Annotated in this window: 16 protein-coding genes; 9 read left to right on the forward strand and 7 right to left on the reverse strand. The window is 71.3% G+C overall.

What is annotated here, in order from left to right:
* The 7 genes from CRP55_RS27825 to CRP55_RS27855 form a co-directional block, all read left to right on the forward strand.
* Window positions 1-367 (forward strand): RICIN domain-containing protein (locus CRP55_RS27825; RefSeq protein ID WP_143234914.1); only part of this gene is annotated, 367 nt, incomplete at its 5' end.
* A 1-nt stretch (window position 368) separates the two neighbouring features.
* Window positions 369-2,045: a glycoside hydrolase family 43 protein gene (locus CRP55_RS27830; RefSeq protein ID WP_097323107.1), complete on the forward strand. Its 1,677-nt coding sequence runs from the start codon at window positions 369-371 to the stop codon at window positions 2,043-2,045.
* Between the two features lie 12 nt (window positions 2,046-2,057).
* Window positions 2,058-3,344, forward strand: a complete 1,287-nt coding sequence (locus CRP55_RS27835) for an ABC transporter substrate-binding protein (RefSeq protein ID WP_097323278.1) — start codon at window positions 2,058-2,060, stop codon at window positions 3,342-3,344.
* Between the two features lie 5 nt (window positions 3,345-3,349).
* Complete coding sequence (locus CRP55_RS27840; RefSeq protein WP_097323108.1) at window positions 3,350-4,321, forward strand: carbohydrate ABC transporter permease; 972 nt, start codon at window positions 3,350-3,352, stop codon at window positions 4,319-4,321.
* Between the two features lie 2 nt (window positions 4,322-4,323).
* Window positions 4,324-5,139: a carbohydrate ABC transporter permease gene (locus CRP55_RS27845; protein WP_097323109.1), complete on the forward strand. Its 816-nt coding sequence runs from the start codon at window positions 4,324-4,326 to the stop codon at window positions 5,137-5,139.
* 63 nt (window positions 5,140-5,202) lie between these two features.
* Window positions 5,203-7,449 carry a putative bifunctional diguanylate cyclase/phosphodiesterase gene (locus CRP55_RS27850; RefSeq protein WP_143234916.1) on the forward strand — a complete coding sequence of 749 codons (2,247 nt, stop codon included), beginning with the start codon at window positions 5,203-5,205 and terminating at the stop codon, window positions 7,447-7,449.
* A gap of 5 nt (window positions 7,450-7,454) precedes the next feature.
* Entirely contained in the window at window positions 7,455-10,040 is a 2,586-nt protein-coding gene (locus CRP55_RS27855) for a tetratricopeptide repeat protein (protein ID WP_245923409.1), read from the forward strand.
* Between the two features lie 38 nt (window positions 10,041-10,078).
* On the opposite strand, the gene CRP55_RS27860 is transcribed toward CRP55_RS27855, so the two are convergent.
* From CRP55_RS27860 to CRP55_RS27870, 3 genes are read right to left on the reverse strand one after another with little or no spacing between them, the layout of a single operon-like run.
* On the reverse strand, window positions 10,079-11,131 hold the full coding sequence (locus tag CRP55_RS27860; protein ID WP_097323111.1) for a sensor histidine kinase: 1,053 nt from the start codon (window positions 11,129-11,131) through the stop codon (window positions 10,079-10,081).
* Entirely contained in the window at window positions 11,131-11,793 is a 663-nt protein-coding gene (locus tag CRP55_RS27865) for a response regulator transcription factor (RefSeq protein WP_097323280.1), read from the reverse strand. The genes CRP55_RS27860 and CRP55_RS27865 overlap by 1 nt, the downstream gene beginning before the upstream one ends.
* 41 nt (window positions 11,794-11,834) lie before the next feature.
* A complete protein-coding gene (locus tag CRP55_RS27870) occupies window positions 11,835-13,007 on the reverse strand; it encodes a mannosyltransferase family protein (protein WP_097323112.1) in 1,173 nt (390 codons plus the stop codon).
* Between the two features lie 85 nt (window positions 13,008-13,092).
* Between CRP55_RS27870 and CRP55_RS27875 the strand changes: the two genes are divergently transcribed.
* The gene (locus CRP55_RS27875) at window positions 13,093-15,291 is read left to right on the forward strand and encodes a putative bifunctional diguanylate cyclase/phosphodiesterase (protein WP_179855354.1); all 2,199 of its coding nucleotides are present in this window, start codon (window positions 13,093-13,095) and stop codon (window positions 15,289-15,291) included.
* A gap of 13 nt (window positions 15,292-15,304) precedes the next feature.
* Here CRP55_RS27875 and CRP55_RS27880 read toward each other — a convergent pair whose 3' ends face one another.
* Window positions 15,305-17,281: a restriction endonuclease gene (locus CRP55_RS27880; RefSeq protein ID WP_097323113.1), complete on the reverse strand. Its 1,977-nt coding sequence runs from the start codon at window positions 17,279-17,281 to the stop codon at window positions 15,305-15,307.
* Between the two features lie 85 nt (window positions 17,282-17,366).
* Window positions 17,367-18,038 (reverse strand): TetR/AcrR family transcriptional regulator, encoded by a 672-nt coding sequence (locus tag CRP55_RS27885; RefSeq protein WP_097323282.1) that lies wholly within the window; start codon window positions 18,036-18,038, stop codon window positions 17,367-17,369.
* 106 nt (window positions 18,039-18,144) lie between these two features.
* Here CRP55_RS27885 and CRP55_RS27890 point away from each other — a divergent pair, with 106 nt between their 5' ends.
* Entirely contained in the window at window positions 18,145-19,086 is a 942-nt protein-coding gene (locus tag CRP55_RS27890) for an SDR family NAD(P)-dependent oxidoreductase (RefSeq protein WP_097323114.1), read from the forward strand.
* Between the two features lie 998 nt (window positions 19,087-20,084).
* Here CRP55_RS27890 and CRP55_RS27895 read toward each other — a convergent pair.
* Together CRP55_RS27895 and CRP55_RS27900 are read right to left on the reverse strand one after the other, a co-directional pair.
* Entirely contained in the window at window positions 20,085-21,650 is a 1,566-nt protein-coding gene (locus CRP55_RS27895; RefSeq protein ID WP_097323115.1) for a carboxylesterase/lipase family protein, read from the reverse strand.
* Between the two features lie 29 nt (window positions 21,651-21,679).
* Window positions 21,680-24,703: an alpha-L-rhamnosidase gene (locus CRP55_RS27900; protein ID WP_245923410.1), complete on the reverse strand. Its 3,024-nt coding sequence runs from the start codon at window positions 24,701-24,703 to the stop codon at window positions 21,680-21,682.
* Between the last annotated feature and the right edge of the window lie 25 nt (window positions 24,704-24,728).

Consider the following 24,728-nt stretch of genomic DNA (forward strand, 5'->3'; position numbering starts at 1 on the left):
CCGCATCCTCGGCGCCCAGTCCGGCCGGTGCATCGACGTGCCCGGCGCCTCGCAGAACAACGGCACCCGGGTCCAGCTCTACGACTGCAACGGCCAGGCCAACCAGACCTGGACACTCACCTCGAGCAAACAACTGACCGTCTACGGCTCACGATGCCTGGACGCCGCCGGCTCCGGCAACGGCTCGGCCGTGCAGATCTACAGCTGCAACGGCCAGGCCAACCAGCAATGGAACGTCAACACCAACGGCACCATCACCGGCGCCCAGTCCGGACGGTGCCTCGACGTCTGGGGCACCGGCAACGGCCAGCAGGTCCAGATCTACGACTGCAACGGCCAGGCCAACCAGCGGTTCGCGCTGAGCTGACATGACGATTGCCAAGAGCGCTGCCGCCACCTCCGGTGGCGGCAGCGCGGACCACCACCTGATCCGCAACCCGGTCCTGCCCGGGTTCCATCCCGACCCCTCGATCCTGCGGGTCGGCACCGACTACTACATCGCCACGTCGACCTTCGAGTGGTATCCGGGCGTGCGGCTGCACCACTCGACCGACCTCGTCGACTGGCAGCCGCTCGGCGGCGCCCTGACCGAGCGACGGCTCCTCGACCTCGACGGCGCCGCCGACTCGTGCGGCATCTGGGCGCCCAACCTGACGTACGCCAACGGCTTGTTCCATCTGCTCTACACCGACGTGTCGACGTTCGCGGGCGGCTACTGGGACCCGCAGAACTACCTGGTGACCGCGCCGAGCATCACCGGCCCGTGGTCGGACCGGGTCGTTCTGCACGGCCGCGGGTTCGACGCGTCGCTGTTCCACGACGAGGACGGCACCACCTGGATGCTCTCGATGCGGGCCGACTGGCGTCCCGGCCGCAACCGCTTCGCCGGCATCGAGATCCAGCAGTACGACCCCGAGCGGCGCCGCCTGACCGGCCCGGCCCGGCTGATCTTCTCCGGGACCAGCGCCGGCCTCACCGAGGCGCCGATCGTCTACCGCCGGGACGGCTGGTACTACCTGGTCACCGCGGAGGGCGGCACCAGCTGGACCCATCAGGTCACGGTCGCCCGCTCCCGGCAGCTGTTCGGCGAGTACGAGGTGGACCCGTGCGGTCCGCTGCTCACCTCGGCCGGGCGCCCGGAGCTGGCCCTGCAGAAGGCCGGCCACGGCAGCCTGGTGGAGACACCGGCCGGCGAGTGGTACCTGGCCCACCTGGTCGCGCGGCCCTACTCGCCGTACGGGCGCTGCGTCCTCGGCCGCGAGACGGCCCTGACGAAGGTGGAGTGGCCGGCCGGCGCCTGGCCGCGCGTCCTCGACGGCGTGCCGGCCGAGCTGACGCCGGCGCCCACCGGCACCGTCTCGACGGTGCGGCCGCCCTCCTCCGAGCAGTTCGAGGACGACCACTTCGACGCGCCGGCGCTCGGCCCCAACTGGTCGACACTGCGCCGCCCGGCCACGGCCGACTGGATCGATCTGTCGGCCCGCCCCTCACATCTGCGGATCCGGGGCGGCCGGTCACCGATGGCCCGCCACCGGCCGAGCCTGGTCGCCCGCCGGGTGACGGCACAGCGGTGCACCTTCGAGGCGACCTGCGAGTTCGAGCCCTCCGACATCCGGCATCTGGCCGGCATCACGGCGTACTACAACTCGCGCAACTGGTACTACCTGCATCTGACCGCCGACGACGACGGCACTGTCGTGCTCGGCGTCCTGCGCTGCGACAGCGGGCGTGTCACCACGGTGCCGGGCGTGTCGGCCCGGCTGGGCGGCGTGCGCCGGGTGGGGCTGCGCCTGCGCCTGGACGGCACGGCCCTGACCTTCGCCTGGACGGCCACCCCGGAGTCCGAGTCCGGCTGGCAGGACCTGGGCCTCTGCTTCGACGCCACGACGCTGTCCGACGAGTACGCCGCCACGATCGTCCCGGGCGAGCCCGAGGCCTGGGGCTTCACCGGCGCCATGGTCGGGCTCTGGGTCCAGGACCTGGGCGCCGAGGGCGTTCACGCCGACTTCGATCGCGCCATCTACCGCACCGACCCCGACACATGAAAGGTGATCGCCTTGGCAGCTAAAAGGATTCTCGCTGTGGCGGCCGCGCTGGCGCTGAGCGCCTGCGGCCTGGCCGCTTGTAGTGGTGACGACGACGGCTCGGAGTCCGGCGGCGACGTCACGATGCAGTTCTGGCACAACGCCACGACCGGCCCCGGCAAGGCCTTCTGGGACAAGACGGTGGCCGACTTCCAGAACGCCCACCCGAACGTCAAGATCAAGATCCAGTCGATCCAGAACGAGGACCTGGACGGCAAGCTGCAGACCTCGCTCAACTCCGGCTCCGCGCCCGACATCTTCCTGCAGCGCGGCGGCGGCAAGATGGCCGCCATGGTCGAGGCGGGCCAGCTCAAGGACATCACCGGCGACATCACGGCCGAGACGAAGCAGGCGGTGGGCGACGCCGCGCTGCAGACCGGGCAGGTCGACGGCAAGGCGTACTCGGTGCCGGTGTCGATCCTTCCCGGCGGCTTCTGGTACAGCAAGGATCTGTTCTCCAAGTCGGGCATCACGGCTACGCCGACCACGATGGAGGAGCTCAACGCCGCGGCGAGCAAGCTCAAGGCCAACGGCACGCCGATCGCCCTCGGCGCCAAGGACGCCTGGCCGGCCGCACACTGGTACTACTTCTTCGCGCTGCGCGCCTGCTCGCAGGCTTCGCTCGACGCCGCGGCCAAGGACAAGAACTTCGGCGACCCGTGCTGGACGAAGGCCGGCGAGGACCTCAAGGCCTTCGCCGACACCAAGCCGTTCAACGACGGCTTCCTGACCACCTCGGCCCAGCAGGGCGCGGGCAGCTCGGCCGGCCTGGTGGCCAACCACAAGGCCGGCATGGAGCTGATGGGCAGCTGGGACCCGGGCGTGATCGCCTCGCTCACCAAGGACACCAAGCCCCTGCCCGACCTCGGGTTCTTCCCGTTCCCGGCGGTCTCCGGCGGCCAGGGCGACCCGGGCGCGATCATGGGTGGCGCCGACGGGTACTCCTGCTCGGCGCAGGCGCCGAAGGAGTGCGCCGACTTCCTCAACTACATCCTCACCAAGGACGTGCAAGAGGCCTACTACAAGGCCTTCAACTCGCTGCCGGTCAGCAAGGAAGCTCAGGGCGCGGTCACCGAGGACTACCTGAAGGCGGTTCTCGAGGCCTACAACAAGGCGCCGTACGTGTCGCAGTGGCTCGACACCGTGTACGGGCAGAACGTCGGCAACGCCCTGAACGTCGGCGTGGTGAACCTGCTCGCCGGCAAGGGTGACGTCGCCGGGATCATCCAGGCCGTCAACGACGCGGCCAAGAAGGGCTGAGCAGCGTGACGGTCACCGAGGCGCGGATCGGCGGGGGCGTGCAGGCGCCGCCGCCGGTCCGGCCCCGCCGGCGGGGCATCGGCTGGGCCCAGCGGCTGGAGATCGCGGCCCTGTCCGGCCCGGCGATCCTGATGTTCGCCGGCTTCGTGATCTTCCCGGTCGTGATGGCCGCGTACTACGGCTTCTACCGCTGGAAGGGCTTCGGGCCGCCGACCGATTTCGTCGGGCTCGACAACTACGTCACCATCCTTCAGGACAAGGCGTTCCACGAGGCGCTGCTGCACAACGGGCAGATCATCGTGCTGTCGCTGGTCCTGCAGGGGCCGATCGCCATCGGTCTCGCCCTGCTGCTCAACCAGCGGGTGCGCGGCCAGTCGGCGATCCGGGTGCTGATCTTCGTGCCGTACGTCATCGCCGAGGTCATCGCGGGCACCGCCTGGGCCCTGATCCTGCAGACCAACGGCGCGTTCAACGACGTCCTGCGATCGATCGGCCTCGACGCCCTGGCCGCGGACTGGCTGGCCGACCCGGGCCTGGCCATCTGGACACTGATGCTCATCCTGACCTGGAAGTACGTCGGGTTCGCGGTGATCCTGTTCCTGGCCGGCATGCAGAACATCCCCGAGGAGCTGGCCGAGGCGGCCGCGGTCGACGGCGCGAGCTACTGGCAGATCCAGCGGCACATCACCCTGCCGCTGCTGGGCCCGACCATCAGGATCTGGGCCTTCCTGTCGATCATCGGCGCCCTGCAGCTGTTCGACCTGGTCTACATCATCTGGGGCCAGTACGTGGCCTCGACCGCCGGCACCTCGACCATGGCGACCTACATGGTCGTCGAGGGCCGGAACGCGGCCAACTACGGGTACGGCAACGCCGTGGCCGTCGTCATCTTCATCATCTCCATGATCATCGCGCTCGTCTACCAGCGTTTCGTCCTGCGCCGGGACACCGAGGGCGCGCTCACCGAAGGGCGGTAGCCATGGGCACCCGCACCCCGGCCGTCTACGCGGCGGCGCTCGCGCTGATCGGCCTCATGCTCGGCCCGGTCGTCTACATCATCATCGGCGGCTTCCGCACCAACTCGCAGATCACGACCGACCCGGCCGGCCTGCCCGACCCGTGGGAGCTCGGCAACTACACCGGCGTGCTGACCAGCGACACCTTCTGGCGCCAGGTCGGCAACTCGGCCGTCGTCGCCGCGGCCACGACCATCGGGGTGGTCACGCTGGGCGTGATGGCCAGCTACGTCCTCGCCCGCTACCGGTTCCGCGGCCGCGGCGCGATGTACGCCCTGTTCGCGGCCGGCCTGATGTTCCCGGCCACCGTCGCCATCACGCCGCTCTACATCCTGATCAAGAACCTGGGTCTGGTGAACACGCTGCCCGGCGTGATCCTGCCGCAGATCGCCTTCGGCCTGCCCACCACGATCATCATTCTGGTCCCGTTCCTGCGGGCCATCCCCAAGGAGATCGAGGAGGCCGCGGCCATCGACCGCTGCGGCCGCCTCGGCTTCTTCTGGCGGATGGTGCTCCCGCTGTCGGTGCCCGGCCTGATCACCACCGGGATCCTGGCCTTCATCGGCAGCTGGAACAGCTACCTGCTTCCGTTGTTCATCCTCAACGACCAGGACAGCTTCACCCTGCCGCTGGGCGTTCAGGCGTTCTCCTCGGTGTACTCGGTCGACACCGCGAAGGTTCTCGCCTTCACCTCCCTGTCGATGATCCCGGCCCTGCTCTTCTTCAGCCTCTTCGAGCGCCGCATCGTCGGCGGCCTCACGGGGGCCGTCAAAGGCTGAAAGATCGACCGCTACGTCTTGAACGCGACTAGTGGTGCGTGTGAGACTGCGGCGCGTGAATTCGTGCGCGCGACCTGTCGGCCCGCGGTGACAGGTCAGCAGCGCCATGTGGCCTGGCTGGTCGCTCTGTGCCTCGCGGCCGGGGCGCCGATCTTCCTGCTCTCGGGAACGGCCGTCGCGCCGTACACCCAATTGGGCAGTAGCCTTTTGGCCTGTCTGGGCGCCGTTCCGTGTCTGGCCGCGGCCCGCCGGGTGGCCGGAAGCGCGCGTCTCGGCTGGCGCCTGCTCGCCGCGGGCAGCCTGAGCTGGGGTCTCGGCAACTTCTACTGGTCGTGGAACGAGCTCGTCGCCCACGCCGAGGTGCTCTTCCCCTCGCTGGCCGACATCGGCTATCTGCTGTTCCCGCTGCTCGCCACGGCCGGGCTGTGGCTGATCGCGGGCTGGACGTCGATCGGGTCGCGCCTGACCGTGCTGCTCGACGGCCTGATCGTCGGCTGCGCCCTGTTCGTGATCGGCTGGTCGCTGACCGTGCGCGAGGTCTGGGAGACCGGCGCCGATTCGGTGCTCGCGTTCGCCGTGTCGGTGGCCTACCCGGTCTGCGACATCGTGCTGGCGACCGTCGCCGTGCTGCTGGCCGCCCGCACCCGGCCCGGCAGCCGCGGCATCGGCCTGCTGCTGCTCCTGGGCCTGGCCGGGATGACCGTCAGCGACGTGCTGTTCGCCCTGGACACGTCGGCCGGCACGTACGCCACCGGGCAGAACTCGGACGCGGGCTGGTTCGTCGCGTTCGCCGCGTGCGCGGCGGCGGGATGGCTGGCGACCAGGTGGCCGATCACCTTCGACCACACCGGGGTGACCGCGCACTGGCAGACCGCCCTGCCCTACGTGCCGTTCGGGCTGGCCGCGCTCGTGGTCGCCGGCCAGACGCTGGCCGGTGTGCGGGTCGACGCGCCCGAGGCCGTCCCGCTGATGATCGGGCTGCTGCTGATCCTGCTCCGCCAGCTGTCCACTCTGCTGCACAACTCGACGCTGACCCGGCGGCTGCGGCACCAGGCCTATCACGACCCGCTGACCGGGCTGGCCAACCGCGCGCTGTTCCTGGAGAAGCTCGAGGGCAGGCTGAACGCCGGGACGCCGGTCGCGATCGTGTACCTCGACCTCGACGACTTCAAGATGATCAACGACTCGCTCGGGCACGACGCCGGCGACGTCGTGCTGCGGGCGGCCGGCGAGCGCCTGCGCGCCTGCTTCGCCGCGCCGGACACCATCGCCCGATTCGGCGGCGACGAGTTCGCCGTGCTCACCACCCGCGTCCACGACCTGCCCGCGCAGGCGCAGTGGCTGCTCGAACTGCTGCACGAGCCGGTCGAGGTGGGCGCCCGCACGGTCCGGCTCAGCGCGAGCGTCGGCCTCGCGGTCTCCGACGGCACGACCGGCTCGGAGGACCTGCGCAAGAACGTCGACCTGGCCATGTACGCGGCCAAGGCGCAGGGCAAGAACGCGTACGCGGTCTTCGAGCCGTCGATGCGGCAGGGCTTCGACCAGGAGGTGATGCTGCGGGCCGAGCTGCGGCAGGCCCTGGCCGACGGTGCCCTGCACCTCGCCTTCCAGCCGATCGTGGCGCTCGGCGACCACCGGGTGGCCGGCGTCGAGGCGCTGGCCCGCTGGCAGCACCCCGAGCACGGCACGGTGACGCCGGACGTGTTCATCCCGGTCGCCGAGCGGGCCGGCCTGATCGGCGAGCTCGGCCTGCTGGTGCTGCGCCGGGCCTGCGCGGAGTTCGCGCTGTGGCCGGGGTCGCAGTCGGCCTATCTGTCGGTGAACGTCTCACCCTCGCAGATGATCGACGCCTCGTTCCCGTCGAAGGTCGCGGCCACGCTGTACGAGGCCGGCCTGCGACCGGGACAGCTGGTGCTCGAGGTGACCGAGAACGCGCTGGCCGACGAGTCCGAGGTGATCGGCACGCTGCGCCGGCTGCGCGAGTTCGGCATCCGGATCGCGATCGACGACTTCGGCACCGGCTACGCCTCGCTGCGATATCTGCACCGGTTCCCGGCCGACATCGTCAAGATCGACCGGACGTACGTCCAGGACATCGCCCGCGATCCGGCCGCCGTGCACATCCTCGGCACGCTGTGGCAGCTGTTCGGCGCGATCGGCCTCACCGCCGTCGCCGAGGGCATCGAGGACCCGGCCCAGGCGGCGATGCTGGCCGAGCTGGGGTGCCAGGTCGGGCAGGGTTTCCTGTACGGGCGCCCGGGCCCCCTCGGCGCCATCGCCACCGGTCCCGTCACCGACCGCGTGAGCTGAGCGCCGTGCCCGATCGTGCCGGGTTCTCCGTCGACGCCGCGCTGCTCGACCGGCTGCCCGACCCCGGCGTGGCGATGACGGTGGACGAACTGGCCGAACGGCTCCGCTCGCTCAAGGTCTGGGCCGGCGATCCGTCGTACGCCCGCATCACCACCATGGTCAACGCCTCGTGGCGCCGGGCCGGGCGCCCGGACAGCGAACTGGCCGGCCGGACCACCGTGGTCGACTGCTTCCGGTCGGGGCGGCGCCGGCTCAGCGCCGAACTGGTGACGGCGATCGTCCAGGCGCTGCACCCCGATCCCCACTACGTGGCGCAGTGGCAGGAGGCCCTGCAGGCCGTCGCCGGCGAACGACGGGCGGCGGCCCAGGTGCGCGTACACGGAGCCCTGCCGCCGGAACTGCCGCTGTTCACCGGCCGTACGGCCGAATTGCGCCGTCTGCGGGACGCGCTCGCCGCGGACGGCCCCGTCGCGATAGCGACGATCGAGGGGATGGCCGGGGTCGGCAAGACCCAATTGGCCGTACGGGCGGCCCGCCTCCTCCCCCACTCCAGGACCCTGTTCGTCAGCCTGCGCGGCTTCGACCCCGATCCCGGCCACCCGCCCGCCGACCCGGTCGCCGTGCTGGACGGCTTCTTGCGGCTGCTCGGCGTGCCCGGCTCGGCCGTCCCGCACGACCTGGCGGCCCGCCGGCGGCTCTACAACGAACGGCTCGCCGGCACCCGGACGCTGATCGTGCTGGACAACGCGGCGAACGCCGACCAGGTCCGGCCCCTGCTGCCGGCCGCGCCGGGCTGTGCCGTCCTGGTCACCAGCCGCCGCGGTCTCGACGCGCTGAGCCCGGCCGTCGCGCTGACCCTGGGCGTGTTCGGCCGGCCCGAGGCGCTGCGGTTGCTGACCGGTGAGGTCGGAGCGGGTGCCGTCCGCGCCGAACCGGCCGCCGCCGCCCGCATCACCGACCTGTGCGGACGGCTGCCCCTCGCGCTCGGCCTGATCGCGGCCCAGGTGCGGGCGAAGCCGGGCTGGTCGCTGGCCGACCACGCGGAGTGGCTCGAGGAGCGCCGCCGGGCCGGGCGCCTGGAGGACGGCGTGGCCCTCGCCCTCGACCGCTCCTACCGCGACCTGGACGGCGACCGGCAACGGCTGCTCCGGCTGGTGGCGCTGCACCCGGCCGAGGACTTCGACGCCTACGCGGCCGCCGCGCTGACCGGCGGCGACCTGGACACGGTCCGCGCCGGGCTCCGCCGGCTGTGCGAGGACCACCTGGCCCACCGCGCCGGCGACGACCGTTACACCCTGCACGACCTGATCCGCCTGCACGCGGTCGAGCACGCCCACGAGCAGGAACGGCCGGTCGCCCGCCGGGCCGCCCTGACCCGCCTGCTCGACCACTACCTGGCCACCGCCGTGACCGCGATGGCGATCCTGCACCCCACGGGCGCCGACCGCCGGCCCCGGGCGCCGGAGACGACCACGGCGGCGCCGGTCCTGTCCGGCCCGGAGGCCGCCGCGGCGTGGCTCAGCACCGAGCACTCCACCCTGATGGCCGTCGCCGCCTACGCCGCGGACGGATGGCCGGCCCACACCAGCCGCCTGGCCGAGGTGCTGTTCCGCCACCTGCTGAACACCAGCTACCGCGACCTGCTGGACATGAACAGCCCCGCGGCCGCGGCCGCCCGGTCGATCGGCGACCTGCGCGCCGAGGCGACCGCCCTGTCCGCGCAGGGCGTCGCCTACACCTCCCTCGGCCGGATCGGGCCGGCGGCCGACCGTCTCGGGCGCTCGGCCGAGCTGTTCCGGCGGATCAACGACGTCCGCGGCCAGGCCCACGCGGTGAACAACCTGGCGAACCTCGAGTTCTACCACCGCGGTCCCTCGGCGTCGAAGGTCCACTACGAGAAGGCGCACGCCCTCTACCGCGAGGCCGACGACCGGGTCGGCGAGGCCCGTGCCCTGCACAACCTCGGATACAACGAGGGGACGCTGGGCAACTTCGACGAGGCGATCGACTTCCTGAGCCGCGGGCTCGCGGTCCACCGGGAGGTCGGTGACCTCGACGGCGCGGCCAAGGCGCTGAGCAACATGGCGACCATCGAGGCCCGGTGCGGCCGGCTCGACGACGCCCGGGAACACTGCCGTCAGGCGCTGGCCCTGTGCCGCCGGCTCGGCAATCGCAGCATCGAGGCCGACGCGCTGGACGCCCTCGGCCTGGTGCACACCCGCCTCGGCGAGCCCGACCGCGCCATCGGGTGTCACGAGCGGGCGCTGGCGATCAAACGCGAGGCCGGGGACCGCGTCTCCGAGGCCGACATCCTCAACGGGCTCGGCGAGGCGAACCGCGCGGCCGGCCGGCTCGAATCGTCGGCCACCCACTTCGAGGCGGCGCTGGCCATCGCCGGTGACAGCGGGATGGCCGAGCAGCGGGCCCGGGCGTACGCCGGCCTGGGTCAGGTCCTCGACCAGCGGGGCGATCGGGAATCCGCCCGGACGTTCTTCGAGCGGGCGCTGCTTCTCTACAGCGAACACGGCATGTACCAGGCCGATGCCCTCCGCGCCTTGCTGGCCGGCCGATCGGGCGGAACGGGCGGCTGAACGACGACGCCGCAACCTCGAACGGATCCGGCCGTTTCTCAGCCGGTGGTCCTCTCGAGGACGACGGCGACGCGCAGGCCGCCGTCGTCCAGCGCGGTCGCGGTGATCGTGCCGCCGTGTGCCCGCACGATCGACCGGGCGATGGCCAGGCCGAGCCCGCTGCCGCCGCTGTGGTCGATGCGCCCGGTGGCCAGGCGGGTGAACGGCTCGAACAGCCGGGCCACATCCTCGGCCGGTACCGTCGGGCCGGTGTTCGTCACGGTCAGGGCGGCGCCGTCCCCGCCGACGGTGACGCCGACCGTGCCGCCGGGCCGGTTGTACTTGATCGCGTTGTGGACGAGGTTGCGGAGGAGTCGTTCCAGAAGCACGGCGTCGCCCTCGACCTCGTACGGGGAAACCTCGATCGTGATTTTCACATCGGCGTCCGCGGCGGCCCTGGCGTGAGCGTCGACGACACCGGCGGCGAGACGGTCGAGGCTCTGCGGGGCCCGCGTCTTGAGGCCCTGGTCGGCCTGGCTGAGCACCAGCAGGCCCTCGATGAGCCGCTCGTTGCGGGCGTTGGTCTCCAGCAGCTGGGTCGCGAGCAGGGCCGACTGCTCGGAGGTCAGCGGCTCGGCCAGGCCGACCTCGATCAGCGCCCGCTGCAGGGCGAGCGGGGTGCGCAGCTCGTGGGAGGCGTTGGCCGCGAAACTGCGCTGGCCCTCGTAGCCGGCGGCGATGCCGTCCATCATCGCGTCGAGCGACCGGCCCAGCCGCTTGATCTCGTCGCGGCCGCGGCCGGGACGGATGCGGTGGCCGAGGTTCTGCGGGCCGACCTGGGCGATGACCGGCAGCATCCGGCGCACGGGGATCAGCACCCACCACACCAGCGGCGGCACGATCAGAAGGCTCGCGGCCAGGACGATGCCGTACTGCGGAAGATCGCCGATCGGGATCTTGCGGGTGATCCGGCACGCCATGCCGTCGACGTCGTCGTAGCAGGGCTCGTAGTCCGGCGGGGTCCAGGGCAGCTGCCAATAGACGAACAGGGCGACGAAGACGAAGGTCACCGTGGCGGCCACCGCGACGACCAGCCGCGCGCGCAGACCCATCAGCGCAGCCCGACCCGGTATCCGGCCCGCGGCACCGTCTGCACCACCTGTGGCTCGCCGAGCTTGCGGCGCAGCGTCGAGACGGTCACCCGCACGACGTTGCTGAACGGGTCGGCGTGCTCGTCCCAGACCTGCTCCAGCAGGTCCTCGGTGGTGACGGCCTGCCCCTGCGCCCGCATCAGCGCGTGCAGCACGCCGAACTCCTTGTGCGTCAGCGCCAGCGGCCGGCCGTCGCGGCTCGCGGTGCGGGTGGCCACGTCGAGCTCGACGCCGTCGCGCTCGAGGACCGGCGGCAGGGCCGGAGCGGTGCGCCGGGCCAGCGCCTGCACCCGGGCCACCAGCTCGGCGAAGGCGAACGGCTTGGTCAGGTAGTCGTCGGCGCCCAGCCCGAGCCCCTCGACCCGGTCGTAGATGCCGCAGGCCGCGGTGAGCAGCAGCACCCGCGTGCCGAGCCGCTGCCCGGCGATCCAGCGGCAGACGTCGTCGCCGGTCGCCTCCGGCATGTCCCGGTCGAGCACCGCGACGTCGTACCGGTTGATCCCGATCTTCTCGACCGCCTCCGCGCCGTCGTAGGCGACGTCGACCGCCATGGCCGCACGCCGCAGACCCACAGCGATCGTCTCCGCCAGCAACCGCTCGTCATCCGCCACCAGAACTCGCACGGCGGCCATGCTGCCATGATCCGTATAAGGTCCCGATAAATTCACGCCACCAGAAACGTGCCGGCCATGAAGATCACCAGAAGGACCGCCTGCAGGGACGCGCCGACCACCAGCACCACGCGGTCGACCGTCTGGTGGGCGCCCATCCGGGCCAGCACCAGGAAGATCGCCACCGCCTCCATCGCGTACCGCCCGGCCGACTGCATCGAGCGGCCGCCGACCTCGGTCGACATCAGCATGACGAGCGTGATCCCGCCCTGCACCACCAGGTAGAGCTGGTCGCGCCGGAACTTGAACGGCCCTTTCAGGCACAGGATCAGCAGCACGACCGCGATCAGGATCGTGCCGGCGTCCAGCACGGCGCCGAGAGTGGCTTTGTCCAGCGGGCCGCCCATCTGCCGGACCGCGATGAGCCACGCCTGCCCCGGGAACGTGTACCGCCGTCCCCACTCGTCCTGGGCGATGCTGAACTGCACCGGGCTGCCCAGCTCGATCAGGCAATAGACGCTGTAGCCGACCACCCCCAACGGCACCAGGGCGAGCGACAGCACGTCGGCCCTCATCCGCCCCCTCTGACGGAGATACTCGACGGCCAACGGGAGGATCAGCAGAAGGCCGAACAGCCGGGTGGCCGACGAGAAAGCGCCCAGCGTGCCCGCCAGCCACCAGTGCCCGCGCCGCGCGGCGTACAGCGCCCCCACGACCAGCAGCAGGAACAGCGACTCGTTGTACCCGATGAACAGGAAGAACCCCATCGGGAAGACCGCGAGATACCAGGCGGCACGCTGCGCCACCCGGGGACCGAACTCGTAGTCGGCCAGCCGGTAGAGCAGGACCAGGGCGCCGTACGCGGAGGCGTGCGCCACGAAGAGGGCGGCGCCCGGACCGCCGCCGAACAGGTGGATCAGCATCGGGTACAGCGGGAAGAAGGCCGGGAAGCCCGGGCCCAGGTGGTAGCCGCTCTCGGCGATCCGCACGTAATGCCCGGCGTCCCACCCGTTCCAGGCCAGGGCGACCGACCACAAGTCGGGAGCGGGCCCGTTCCCCCGGTAGGTCAGCCAGGCGAACGCACCGACCGCGAGGTGGACGACGACCGAGGCCGACCACACCGCCAGCGCCCCCAGGAACGCCGCCCGCCACGGCCGCCGCAACCGCTCGGCCGGGGCCGGTTCGACGAGGATGTCGAGTTCACGTTCAGCAACGACTGCGTTCATGGGACCCCACCTTGATCGCGGGGTGATAAGGCCGGGTTAAAAGCCCGTGCCTCAACCCGCGGCCGGGCCCGCCGATGGGATTCTCATGCCGCAGCACCTCGACGATCACGGGGCCGACTACTGGGCGCGCCAGATCCGGGTGGGCTCGGTCATCGCCATGCTCGCCACGCTGCTCGGCGCGGCCCAGGTGATGTACGTCTGGGAGGGCGACCGGCGCTGGTGGGCGCTGCCGCTGCTGGTGGCCGGCCTGGGCCAGGGTGCGATGGCGGCCCTGCCGTGGCGCCGGTGGGTGCGGCGCCCGCGCGTACGCTCGGCCCTCGTCCTGTGGTGGGTGGTCGAGCTGCCCGTCCTCGCGACGCTGGCCTATTTCGACCCGTACGGCGTCGTCTTCTACCTGCCGTACGCCATGTTGATCGTCATTCTCGCCACCGCGCTGTTCTCCGCGCCGGTCGTGGCCGGCCTGGGCGCCGTCGCCATGGCGGGTTTCGCCGCGCTGCTGGGCGGCCATCCCGGCACGAGCACCGTGCTTGTCATCGGCCTCGTGGCGGTGATGGCCTGCGTGGTGCTGATCAGCACGATCATCGCGCACAACCGCCGGCGCCTGGACGAGCGGCGGCGGGCGGCCGAGCGGCGCACCGGCGCCCTGCTGCAGAACTCGCCCGAGGTGGTCGTCGCCATCGGGCGCGACGGCGACGTCCGCTATGCCACGCCCTCCATCCGGACCGTACTGGGCTACGCGCCGTCCGACGTGACCAGCACGCTGCTCGCCTCCTGGGCCCACCCCGGCGACCTCCCCCGGCTGCGCAGGTGGATGGCGGCGCTGCGCGCGTCCGCGCCCGGCGCGACCGCCGAGATCGAGACGCGGCTGCGCCGGGCCGACGGCTCCTGGGCCGTGCTGGACGCCATCGGCACCAACTGCCTGCACGACCCCGACCTGGAGGCCGTCGTGCTCAGCGTGCGCGACGTCGGCGGCCGCAAGGCCCTCGAGGAGCAGCTCAGCCGGCAGGCGTTCACCGACTCGCTGACCGGCCTGTCCAACCGGGCGCTGTTCCGCAACCGCCTCCAGCACGCCACCTCACGCCGGGAGGCCGAGGTGACGGTCCTGCTCATCGACTTGGACGACTTCAAGGACGTCAACGACAACCTCGGGCACAGCGCCGGCGACGAGCTGCTCACGACGCTGGCGGCCCGGCTGCGCGAGAACGTCCGCCCCGGCGACACCCTGGCCCGCCTCGGCGGTGACGAGTTCGCCGTGCTCATCGAGGACCTGGACGGCCGCGACGCCGGCGCGCTGGCCGAGCGGCTGCTGCACGAGCTGCGCCAGCCGGTGCCGGTGGCCGGCCGCGACCTGCGCTGCACCGCCAGCATCGGGGTCGCCGACGGCCACGGGCTCACCGGCGACGAGCTGCTGCGCAACGCGGACCTGGCCATGTACGCCGCGAAACGGCACAGCCGCAACGCGTACGCCCTGTTCGACGAGGCCATGTACGCGAGCGTGGTGAACGAGGCCCAGCTGCGCCTCGAGATGGAACAGGCACTGGCCGGGGATCAGTTCCTCGTGCTCTACCAGCCCGTCGTCGACATGCCGACGCAGCGCCTGACCGGTGTCGAGGCGCTGGTCCGCTGGCAGCATCCGGTGCACGGCCTGCTCGGCCCGCAGCACTTCATCGACAACGCCGAGGAGAGTGGCCTGATCGTCCCGCTGGGCCGGTGGGTGCTACGCCAGGCCTGCCACCAGCTGGCCGCGTGGGCGCACCCCGGCCTGCGGATGAACGTCAACCTGTCGGCCCGTCAGTTCCAGTACGCGGGCCTGGTCGACGACGTCCGCGAGGCCATCGCCGACTCCGGCATCGACCCCGCCTGCCTCACCCTGGAACTGACCGAGTCGATGCTGTTGCAGGACATCGACACGGCGGCGGAGACCTTGCAGGCTCTGCGCCGGCTCGGCGTCCGCCTGGCCATCGACGATTTCGGTACGGGATATTCGTCGCTCAACTACCTCAAACGCCTCCCGGTCGACATCCTCAAGATCGACCGAGCCTTCATCACCCAGGTCGCCACCGACGCCGAGGACAAGGCCCTGGTCGACGCCGTGGTCAACCTGGGCCAGGCGCTCCAGCTGACCACTGTCGCCGAGGGCATCGAGACCGACGACCAGTGGGCCACCCTGCAGAGCCTCGGCTGCGACTACGGCCAGGGCTTCCTGTTCGGCCGCCCGTCCGACCCGGCCACCATCGAACGTCTCCTCACCACCGGGCCGGCCCGCCGGGCCGACGCGGCCTGACGTCGCGCCGCGATCAGTCGTAGTACGAGTCCAGGGAGTCCTCGACCGCCGCCCCGTCGCCCTCCGGGTAGGGGATGCCCAGCTCCTGGAAGAAGACATGGACCAGCAGTTCGGTGTGGTGGTAGTAGACGAGCGCCGACCGCAGTGACTCGAAGGTGCCCGGGCGGTTCTGCAGGTTGTCCAGCGCCTGCTTCGCGTAGCGCGCCAGCCGGAGGTACTGGCCGGGATAACGCTCGGCCAGTTCAGCCCGATCGTGGTCGACGGTTTTCAGGGCGGCGAGCACACGGGCGGCCAGTTCCTCCGCGTACAGCTCGACGAGGCGTTTCGGGCTCACCGCGGGCGCCGTACCGCCGGAGACCTCGAGACCATCCGCGGCGGCGTTCGCGCCGGCGACCGTACCGTCCCGCTCGATCTTGAAAAGAGCCACGCCGATCTCGTCGGCCGCGGCCAGGGCGGCGCTGGTATAGCCCGACGTCGAATAGAAGAGATGGTACGCAAGGAGCGGGCGTGTCCCGCGCAATTGCTGTACGGGCGGGGCACCGACCGGCAGCGCCAACATCTTGACCTGGGCGATCGCTTGCTCGGCGACGACGTCGAGGCCACCGTCGCGGCCGCCGGCGGTCGTCTCCGCGTCAGCGAAACCGAGCATCCGCATGTGGGCGCAGGCGATGTCCTCGGCCGCGCGCCAGTCGGTGGGCAACTGAGCCGCCGGTAGGGGCGGGGCGGCGGCGAGAAGGGCCGCGCCGTCGGGAATGGCCGGCACGTCAGCCGACTCGGGAATCCGGCGGATGTGTTCGCCGGCCCCCTCCTCGAAAATGGTGGCGTCGACGCCGTGGTGCTCATCCAGGAAGAACTTGACGGTGAGCGAGGCGCCGTCCGTCGCCGTCAGTTGCGCCGCCCGGCCGGCGTGCGGCCAGGAGAGGCGCGGAGCGCTGGTGGCGGACATGCCGCCGGCCACCCGGCCCGGCGCGACGGTGACACCGGCGCCCTCGCGGTGGAGCAGAATCCAGGCCCGCAGGGTGCGCACGGCCACGATCGGAGCGAGGCCCGGGCGCTCCCAATCCACGGCGCGCAGGACGCTGTCGCCGCGTCCCGCCACCGCGTCGAGGATCAGTTCGACATGGTCGCCCGGCTCGAGGGCGGAGAGCAGCCGCTCACCCATCGCGGTGTCGATGCCGCCGGGCCGCCGCTGCCCGAGATAGCGGCGGTAGGCCCAGGCGGTACGGGCATCGGTCCGCAGAAGGTCCGCGGGAGGCAGAGCAACCGGCTCGGCCTTCACCGGCGCGGCCGCCGGCCGCGCCGGCATCTGCGGCGCGGCCATCTCCTGCGCAGCCATCGGCGGCGCGGGTGAGCCGGACGCGACCGCCGGCGGTGGTCCCGCGTGCGCCGGGACGGAAGGTGGCGGTGCCGGTACTGCGAGCGCCGGGGCCGAAGGCGACGGTCCCGCGGGTGACGGATAGGCCGGTGACGGCGGAGAGGCCGGAGTCATGGGAACGGGCGTCAACGGGGCGGCGGGGGCGGAACGCGCCGCCGCGCGCTTCGGCTGCTTCGGCGGCGGGATCTTGCCGCGAGCGAAGTCCCGGGCCAGCCCGGCGCTGATGGCCAGCAGCACCGCGCCGATGAGGCCGGTCCAGATGATCAACCCCCAGTGGCCGGCGAAGCTGCCCTCCCACAGGCTGTCGAGCACCGTGTCGACCGCCGCGAAGGCGAAGAACGTCCCGATGAACGCCGGAAGCAGCGCCACACCGGGCGGCCCCGCCAGTTTGGCGCCGGAGCCGGAGCGCATCACGACGCGCCGGAGGTGCCACCAGCGGATCAGCATGAGGCCGCCACCCCCGAACACCGCGACGTCCAGAACGTACGAGACAGGGTTGCCGATCTTCCCGATGGTCAGGTGCGACACCATGAGGATGATCAGGAAGATGCCCGCGACAAGGCGCAGTCCGTTGGCGTCAGTGGTGTTCGTCGATGGCGAGGGTGACGTGGTCAAGGCGGCCTTCCCGGTCGAGCGCTCCGATGATCTTGAACAGGCCAGGAGCCGCCCGAGTGGCGGGGTTCACCGCTGTGACCTGCGTCTACCCCCGATCGCGGGGTAGCACGCCCAACAGGGTCGCGGTCAGCGTCAGCTTCAAGGAATCCCGCAGGTCCATGTGGAAGCGGGCCAGGTCGGGCTCGGCCTCGTAGGCGGCCTGAAGGCTGGGCGGGGGCGTGCTGTAGGCCGACAGCGCACCGGCCAGGACCATGGTCTGCAGGCTGAACAGGGCGGCGGTGTCGCCCAGCTCCGGCAGGCACTTCTCGAGCAGGGCGGTCATGGTCGTCAGGCGTTCCAGGGACGCCCGCTTGTAACGGGCCACCACCTCGACCGAGACGTTGTGTTCCAGGACGCTGCCCTGCGCGCCGAAGAGGTCGCACAGCACCACCCGGCCCGCGAGTGAACGGCTGAGGATCTCGGCCACCGCCGCCGCCCGCTCGGGCATGGGCCGGCTCTCGTCGACGCCGGCGGCCAACTCGCCCTCCAGCTCGGTCAGCCACTCGCGCAGGAAGCGGTCCAGCACCTCCAGCAGCACCGCCTCGCGCGACTCGAAGTAGCGCAGCACGTTCGGCTTGGCCAGGCCCACCCGGCGGCTGAGCTCGTTCAGGGTGACCGCGGCCACCGGCATCTCGCCGAGCATGGCCGCCGCCACGTCGAGGATCGCCCGGCGGCGGATCTCCCGCTGCTCCTCGGTTCGCGCCCGCTGAAAAGTCACGATCACCAGCCTAACTTACGTACCGACGGTACGTTGACAACGTACCGGAAGTACTTTAACGTCTCTCTCGCAAGATACCTCCGGTACTTAATCAGTGGGAGCTGACATGAGCGAGCAGTGGACGACGACCGAGATCCCCGACCAGCGCGGACGGGTCGCCGTGGTGACCGGGGCCAACACCGGACTGGGGTACGAGACCGCCAAGGCGCTCGCCGATCGCGGCGCGTCAGTGGTCCTCGCCGTGCGCGACGTCGAGAAGGGCCGGCGGGCCGCGGCCCGCATGAGCGGCGACGTGACCGTACAGGCGCTGGACCTGACGTCCCTCGACTCCGTCCGCACCGCCGCCACCGAGCTGCGGTCCCGGCTCGACCACATCGATCTGCTGATCAACAACGCCGGCGTGATGTACACCCCGAAGCTGACCACCCGGGACGGCTTCGAGATGCAGTTCGGCACCAACCACCTCGGCCACTTCGCGCTCACCGGCCAGCTGCTGGACCTGATGCTGCCGGTGCCCGGCTCCCGCGTGGTGACGGTCAGCAGCACCGGCCACCGCATCCGGGCCGCGATCCACTTCGACGACCTGCAATTCGAGCGGTCGTACAGCCGAATCGCCGCCTACGGCCAGTCCAAACTGGCCAACCTGATGTTCACGTACGAGCTGCAACGCCGCCTGGCCACCCACGGCACCACCATCGCGGTGGCCGCGCACCCCGGCATGTCCAGCACCGAGCTCGCCCGCAACGCGCCCGCCGCCCTTCGGCTCCCTCTCACCTGGCTCGCCCCGGTGATCACCCAGACCCCCGAGATGGGCGCCCTGCCGACGCTGCGCGCCGCCACCGACCCGGCTGCCCTGGGCGGCCAGTATTACGGCCCGGGCGGGCGCTTCGAGGTCAAGGGCCACCCCCGGCTGGTCACGTCGAGCCCGCAGTCGTACGAGGTGTCCACCCAGCAGCGACTCTGGTCCGTCTCCGAAGACCTCACCGGGGTGACGTTCCCCGTCGCCCGATCCAGCTCGACCGAAAGCCCGTCGGCTGGTCTACGTTGAGGACCGGCCGAAGCGCGGCCGATGAGCCGCGCTGACCGGCGAGGTCGCCGAACTCGTCGGGCATGAGGCAGATCGACACGGGCGCGGGTCTCGCGGGAGGCTGCGAAGACGGTCAGCGCCGACCGTCCTACGCCGGAGTGAGCCGGCGGGGTGGACGCGCGGAACCGACGTCCCTGGGCAACCACGACGCCCACCCGGCCATGCTGCGGCGTGCCGTCGCGTACATAGACGCGCACGCCGCCGAACCGCTCAGCCTGGCCGACATCGCCACCGCACCCGGCCTCAACGGCCATGAGGTCGAGTTCGCCTTCCGGCTCCATCCGGCGACGCCGACGCGCTACCGGCGCCGCCTCCGGCTCGACCATGTCCACCCCGACCTGCGCAACGCCGACCCGGGCGACCTCCGCCACATCGCCGCCCGATGGGCTACCCAAGCCTCAGCCGCTTCACCCACGCCTACAGCCATCCACCGGAGACCGCCGGCTCGGCCCGCGGCCCCTCCAGCGAAAGCCCCACGGACCGGCAGTCCCCGTCCAGCGAAAGCCCCACGGACCGGCAGTCTCCCCTCCAGCGAAAGCCCCACGGACCGACAGGAGAGGGCCAGCGAGGCAGCCCGGCGGGGAGAGGGCCGGCGAGGCGGCCCGGCGCGCCCGGACCTTGCGCGAGGACGCCCCTGGCCCGCGTCGTCGACCGCGAGTCGACCCGGGCCGACGTGCGACGCCGCACAGGCCCACGCCGCCTGGCCCGAAGCGACCCAGGCCAACGTGCGACGCCAGACGGGCCCACGCCGCCTGGCCCGAAGCGACCCAAGCCAACATGCGACGCCACACGGTCCCACACTGCCGGCCCTGGAACGACCCAGGCCGACGTACGACGCCGCACAGGCCCGCGCCGCCGACCCTGAACCGACCCAGGCCGACGCGCAACGCCGCACCGAGCCGCGCCGCCGGGCCCGAAGCGAACCAGGCCGACGTGCGGCGCCGCGCGGGGCTGGGCCGCTAGACCAGCCTCTCGGCGCGGTCTGGGTCGTGCACGATTCGGCAGCGGGCGTCGATCCGCATCGTGGCGCGGTCACTGGTCGTGTAGGCCGGCCAGCGGGGCACGCCGGGCGCCGTCGGGTGGCTGTGATGGGCGAAGCCGGCCCACAAGGCGCTCATGTGCCGGGCGGTGGCCCGCTTGCCCGGCAGCTCGCCGGCGGGGACGTTGGCGAACTTGAGAGGGATGTCGGACGCGTGGGGTGAGCCGAGCGGGAAGTCGGTGCCCGGCACAGACGTCGGGTCCGGGTAGGCGAGCTGGTACATGAATACTGGCTTCGCTTTGGTCTCGGCGATTGTGATGGCGCCGCGCCAGATGGGCGCGGTGGTGATGGCGAAGTAGAGCTGGGCCGGGGTGGCTCCAGGCCGCGACCGGCGGAAGGTGGCGATGACGCGGTCGAGGTCGGCGCCCTGGTATGTGCCGCTCAGCCGGGACCGGAGGCCGGCCTCGTCGATGCGGAAGATGTCGGGTGGCCCGAAGAGGCTGAAGAAGACCGTCTCGTCGCGGCAGGTGCCGACCATCAGCGGCTTGCCGGCCGACCAGGGTGGGGCGCCGTCGGCGAACGGGTGCCGGGGGATGATCCGGCCGTCGACGAAGGCGCCGAAGCCCGGCAGCGGGTCCGGGTCGCCCCAGGGTGCGACGCCGTTGGCCGCCTCCGACACTTGAACCTCGAGCAGGCGGGCGGCCGGGATGTCGTACAGCCGGGGAATGTCCTTTCTGGTGAGGCCGAGCAGATGCAGCGTGCGCTCGGCGCGGGCGGTGGCGCCGTCGCGGGTGGGGAAACGCAGCGGCGCGGCGCTCTCGATCGAGGCCTTGTGGAAAAGCCGTGACGCGGCGGGCATGGTGTGGACGGCGGCGGTCTTGGCGCCGCCGCCGCTCTCGCCCCAGACCATGATGTTGTCCGGGTCGCCACCGAAGTGCTCGATGTTGTCGGCGGTCCAGCGCAGGGCGGCGAGGATGTCGAGCATGCCCTGGTTGGCCGCGTAGCCGTCGTGGGTGAGGTCGCCGAGGAACAGGTAGCCGAGCAGGCCGAGACGGTGGTTGGACTCGACCACCACGACGTCGTGGAGCTTGGCCAGGTTGCTGCCGTCCTGGCCGGTGGCCGAGCCGGAGCCGATCATGTAACCGCCGCCGTGGTTGTAGAACATCACCGGGCGGCGCTTACGGTCGGCGGCGGGGGTCCAGATGTTGAGGTAGAGGCAGTCCTCCGACGGGGCCGGCATCCGGCGGCCGGGCCCCATCTCACCGCCGGTCACCTGGTACGCCGGGTTCGGGAAGTCCACCGCGTCACGCACGCCCCGCCACGCTTGCGGCGGGCGAGGGGCCTTGAACCGGAGCCGGCCCAGCGGCGGCGTGGCGTAGGGAACGCCGAGGAACTTGAGGATGCCGTCTTCGCGGCGCCCGCGCACACGGCCGTAGCGGGTAGACGCTTCGGTGCCGTGCGCCTGGGCCGGCCGGGGGAACGCCCCCACTGCCGCCACGGACAGGGAACCACCGATCAACGTCCTGCGGGTCAGTCCTGAGCTCATGGTCAACCTCGATGAGTAGGGGGCACTCACTACTTCGCGGAGGCGGTGAAGTGGTGGGTGCCGGACGGGACAGTGAAGACGGCGTACTTGCCGTCGACGCGCTGGAAGGAGGCGCGCCCGGAGGCCTTGCTGCCGACGGGCGCCCACACCTCGGCCGTCGTGTTGGCCGGGACGGTCACCGTCAGGGCGAAACGACCGTCCTTCCTGGTCCAGCTACTACGAGCCGTGCCGTAGGTGGCGGACGCCGAGCTCAGGTCGCCGACCGGCTTGGGCTTGAAGACGAGCCGGTCACCGGCGACCTGAAGGCCGGCGATCCCGGCGTGGAACCACTCCTCGATCTGGGCCAGGATCATGTGGTTCTTGGAGTCGCCGCGGTTCCAGCGCTCCCCCATCGTCGTCATGCCGCCCGGGTTGGCCGGCGTCGACGCCAGGAAGTAGCCGTACGAAGGCTGGTCGTTCTGCTGCAACGTCTCCCACAGCACGTCGTCCCGGTCGGCGTTCATCAGGGCGCGGACGATCGGCCCCATGCCGATGGTGCCGCCACTGAGGTGCGGGCCGGTGCCGTTCGGGTGGTACGCGTACACGAGCTCGACCAGCGCATCGAGCACCTCGCCGCGCTTGTCGTCCGGCACCAGGCCGGCATCGAGCGCGAGAGCCTGCGCCGTCTGAGTGGCCCCAGCCGTACCGTCGGCGGTGTACCGGCCGAGCTCTTCGTTGTAGAAGGTGTCGTTGAACGCGGTTTTGATGTTCGCGGCCAGCGTGGCATAGGTGGCAGCGTCAGCCGTGTGCCCGGTCAGCGACGCGGCGCGCGCCATGGCCCGCGCGGTCAGGTAGTAGCCCCACGTGCCGGTGATCCGCCCCGAGGTCGGCTCGTCGCCGACCCAGTCACCGAGCGCCGCGTCCACGATGAAACCTTGGGCCTTCTGCCGCTGGATGTAGTCGACGAAGCGCACCATCCGGTCGTAGTTCGCGCTCATCAGCGCCGGATCGCCGGACAACCGCTCGAGGATCGCCGGGACCAGCACGATCGCGTTGCCCCAGTTGATCTCGTCGCCGAAGCGCCCCGAATAGCCCCAGTCGTAGACCGGTGTCTTCAGCGCGACGTTACCGTACATCGAGGTGTCCGCCAGTGACTGGCCTTCGACCAGATGGCGCATGGTCGTCCGCAGGAACGCGTCGAGCTGGAAGTTCCGCTCGATGGCGCCCATCGGCATCGTGTAGTCGGCCGGGTACGACAGCTTCTCGCGGCCCGGGCAGTCGGTGAAGACGCTCATGATGTTGCTGGCGAACGAGTACCGCGCCATCGTGTGGATCCGGTTCACCCGGGCGTTCGACGAGGTGAAGGTGCCCGCGATCGGCGTGTCCGCCTGGAGGCGTACGCCAGTGATCAGGTCTTTGCCCGGCACGAAGCCGGCGGGCAGACCGGTGACCTGGACCCACTGCATGCCGAAGTAGTTGAAGTTCGGGTGCCAGGTCTCGGACCGCCCGCCGGCCGTCGTGTACGTGTTGAACAGGTCGAGGCCACGGGATCCGCCGCCGCCCATCAGCGACGCCTGGTTGACCGTGCCGTCGAGGTTGAGCGACTCGGCCGGCTGCATCTTCACGGTCGTTCCGGCCGGGAGTTCGCTGGCCTTCAGCAGCGGCCATCCGACGATGTTCTGACCGAAATCGAAGACCCATGTTCCGGGTACGGGGTTGGTGACGCTGACCGGCTTGAACACTTCCTGCACGGTGACCGGCTCGGCCGCCCGCGCGACCAGTTCGGTGGCCAGGTTGGGCGGCGGCGCGATGCCGGCGCTGATCCAACCGGTCGGTGTGCCGTCCCGGCGGGTGGCCTTCTCCGACAGATCGGCGCCGGGAACGTTCCAGCCCGGCTGCTCGCGGCGGGCGTCGTAGTCCGATCCGGAATACCAGGCGTCGGTGACCAGCGGCCCGAGCGCGGCCCGCCACGACCGGTCGGTGACGATCGTGTCGCGGCTGCCGTCGGAGTAGGTGATCTCCAGGCGGCCGATGAACCGCGGGGTGACGGCCGCGCCCGCGCTGGCGTCGCTGGCCGCGATGTTGTTGCCCGAGCCGGTCACCTTCGCGCCCGCCTCGTGGGCTTTACCCAGGGCGCCGGCGAAGGTGATGGTTCCGGCGCCGATAGCGGTGATGACCCGCGACTCCAGCCGGTCCCCTCCCCCACCGGTGTCGACGTTCACCGTGCCGCCGACGTGATAGCCGTTGATGTCACTAACGGAAATCGTCAGTGCCCCGACCGGTGCGGCGGCGGTGAGGGTGCCGGTGCCCTTGAGCTGGCTCTGCCACCAGGAGTACGGCGAGGTACGGCCTACCGCCGGGTTGGTGACACTGCGCCGTACGTAGGCCGGCCCGTTGCCCAGCTCGACCCCGAGCGTGTTGGACCCGCCGCGCAGGGCCGTCGTCAGGTCGTACGTCCGGTATTCGCTGGAGAGCTGGTAGTTGGAGTTACCCGGCGCGAGCACCTCTTGCGTGATGTCGCGCCCGTTGAGGGTCGCGTGGTGCAACCCGACGCCGGAGAGGTAGAGCCGCGCGCCGGCGACCTTCTTCTTCACCCCGAACGGGCGGGCGAAGATCGGCATCGGCTGGTTCTCGGCCCGGTCCGGATAGTCGATCCAGCGCGCCGATCCCCAGTCGCTCGGCTTCAGCAGCCCCATCGACCAGGTCGACGGCGAGGACCAGGCCGACGGATTGCGGTTGGCGTCCCACACCCGCACCCGCCAGGCCACGGTGTCCCGGCTCTTCAGCTCACGGCCGAAGCGGACTTGCTGCTCGCTGCCGCTGACGCGGCCGCTTCGCCAGATGAGGCGGCCCGCTTTCAGGTCCGAGGTGCTTGCGGCGGCTTGGATCTCGTACGCCGTCTGACGGTCACCCGGGCACACACGAGCCTCGGGCCGGCAGCGGATCTGCTCCATCTGCCAGGCGAGGGTCGGCCGCTGACTGTCGAGCCCGAGTGGGCTGTCGTAGCGGCCGTCGACGCTGAGCCGCTGAACGCGCACGTCACCGGCCGATCCGGAGTGGGCGGAGGCAGGCACAGCGGCGCCAAGGATGAGCAGTATC

It is taken from the genome of Paractinoplanes atraurantiacus (assembly GCF_900215205.1).
In the GTDB taxonomy this organism is placed as follows: Bacteria; Actinomycetota; Actinomycetes; order Mycobacteriales; family Micromonosporaceae; genus Actinoplanes; species Actinoplanes atraurantiacus.

Bases quoted from the DNA above. Each gene is read 5' to 3' on its own strand.
- CRP55_RS27875 (WP_179855354.1), top strand. From the start codon at position 13,093: ATGCCGCAGCACCTCGACGATCACGGGGCCGACTACTGGGCGCGCCAG.
- CRP55_RS27845 (WP_097323109.1), top strand. From the start codon at position 4,324: ATGGGCACCCGCACCCCGGCCGTCTACGCGGCGGCGCTCGCGCTGATC.
- CRP55_RS27830 (WP_097323107.1), top strand. From the start codon at position 369: ATGACGATTGCCAAGAGCGCTGCCGCCACCTCCGGTGGCGGCAGCGCG.
- CRP55_RS27895 (WP_097323115.1), bottom strand. From the start codon at position 21,650: ATGAGCTCAGGACTGACCCGCAGGACGTTGATCGGTGGTTCCCTGTCC.
- CRP55_RS27860 (WP_097323111.1), bottom strand. From the start codon at position 11,131: ATGGGTCTGCGCGCGCGGCTGGTCGTCGCGGTGGCCGCCACGGTGACC.
- CRP55_RS27890 (WP_097323114.1), top strand. From the start codon at position 18,145: ATGAGCGAGCAGTGGACGACGACCGAGATCCCCGACCAGCGCGGACGG.
- CRP55_RS27870 (WP_097323112.1), bottom strand. From the start codon at position 13,007: ATGAACGCAGTCGTTGCTGAACGTGAACTCGACATCCTCGTCGAACCG.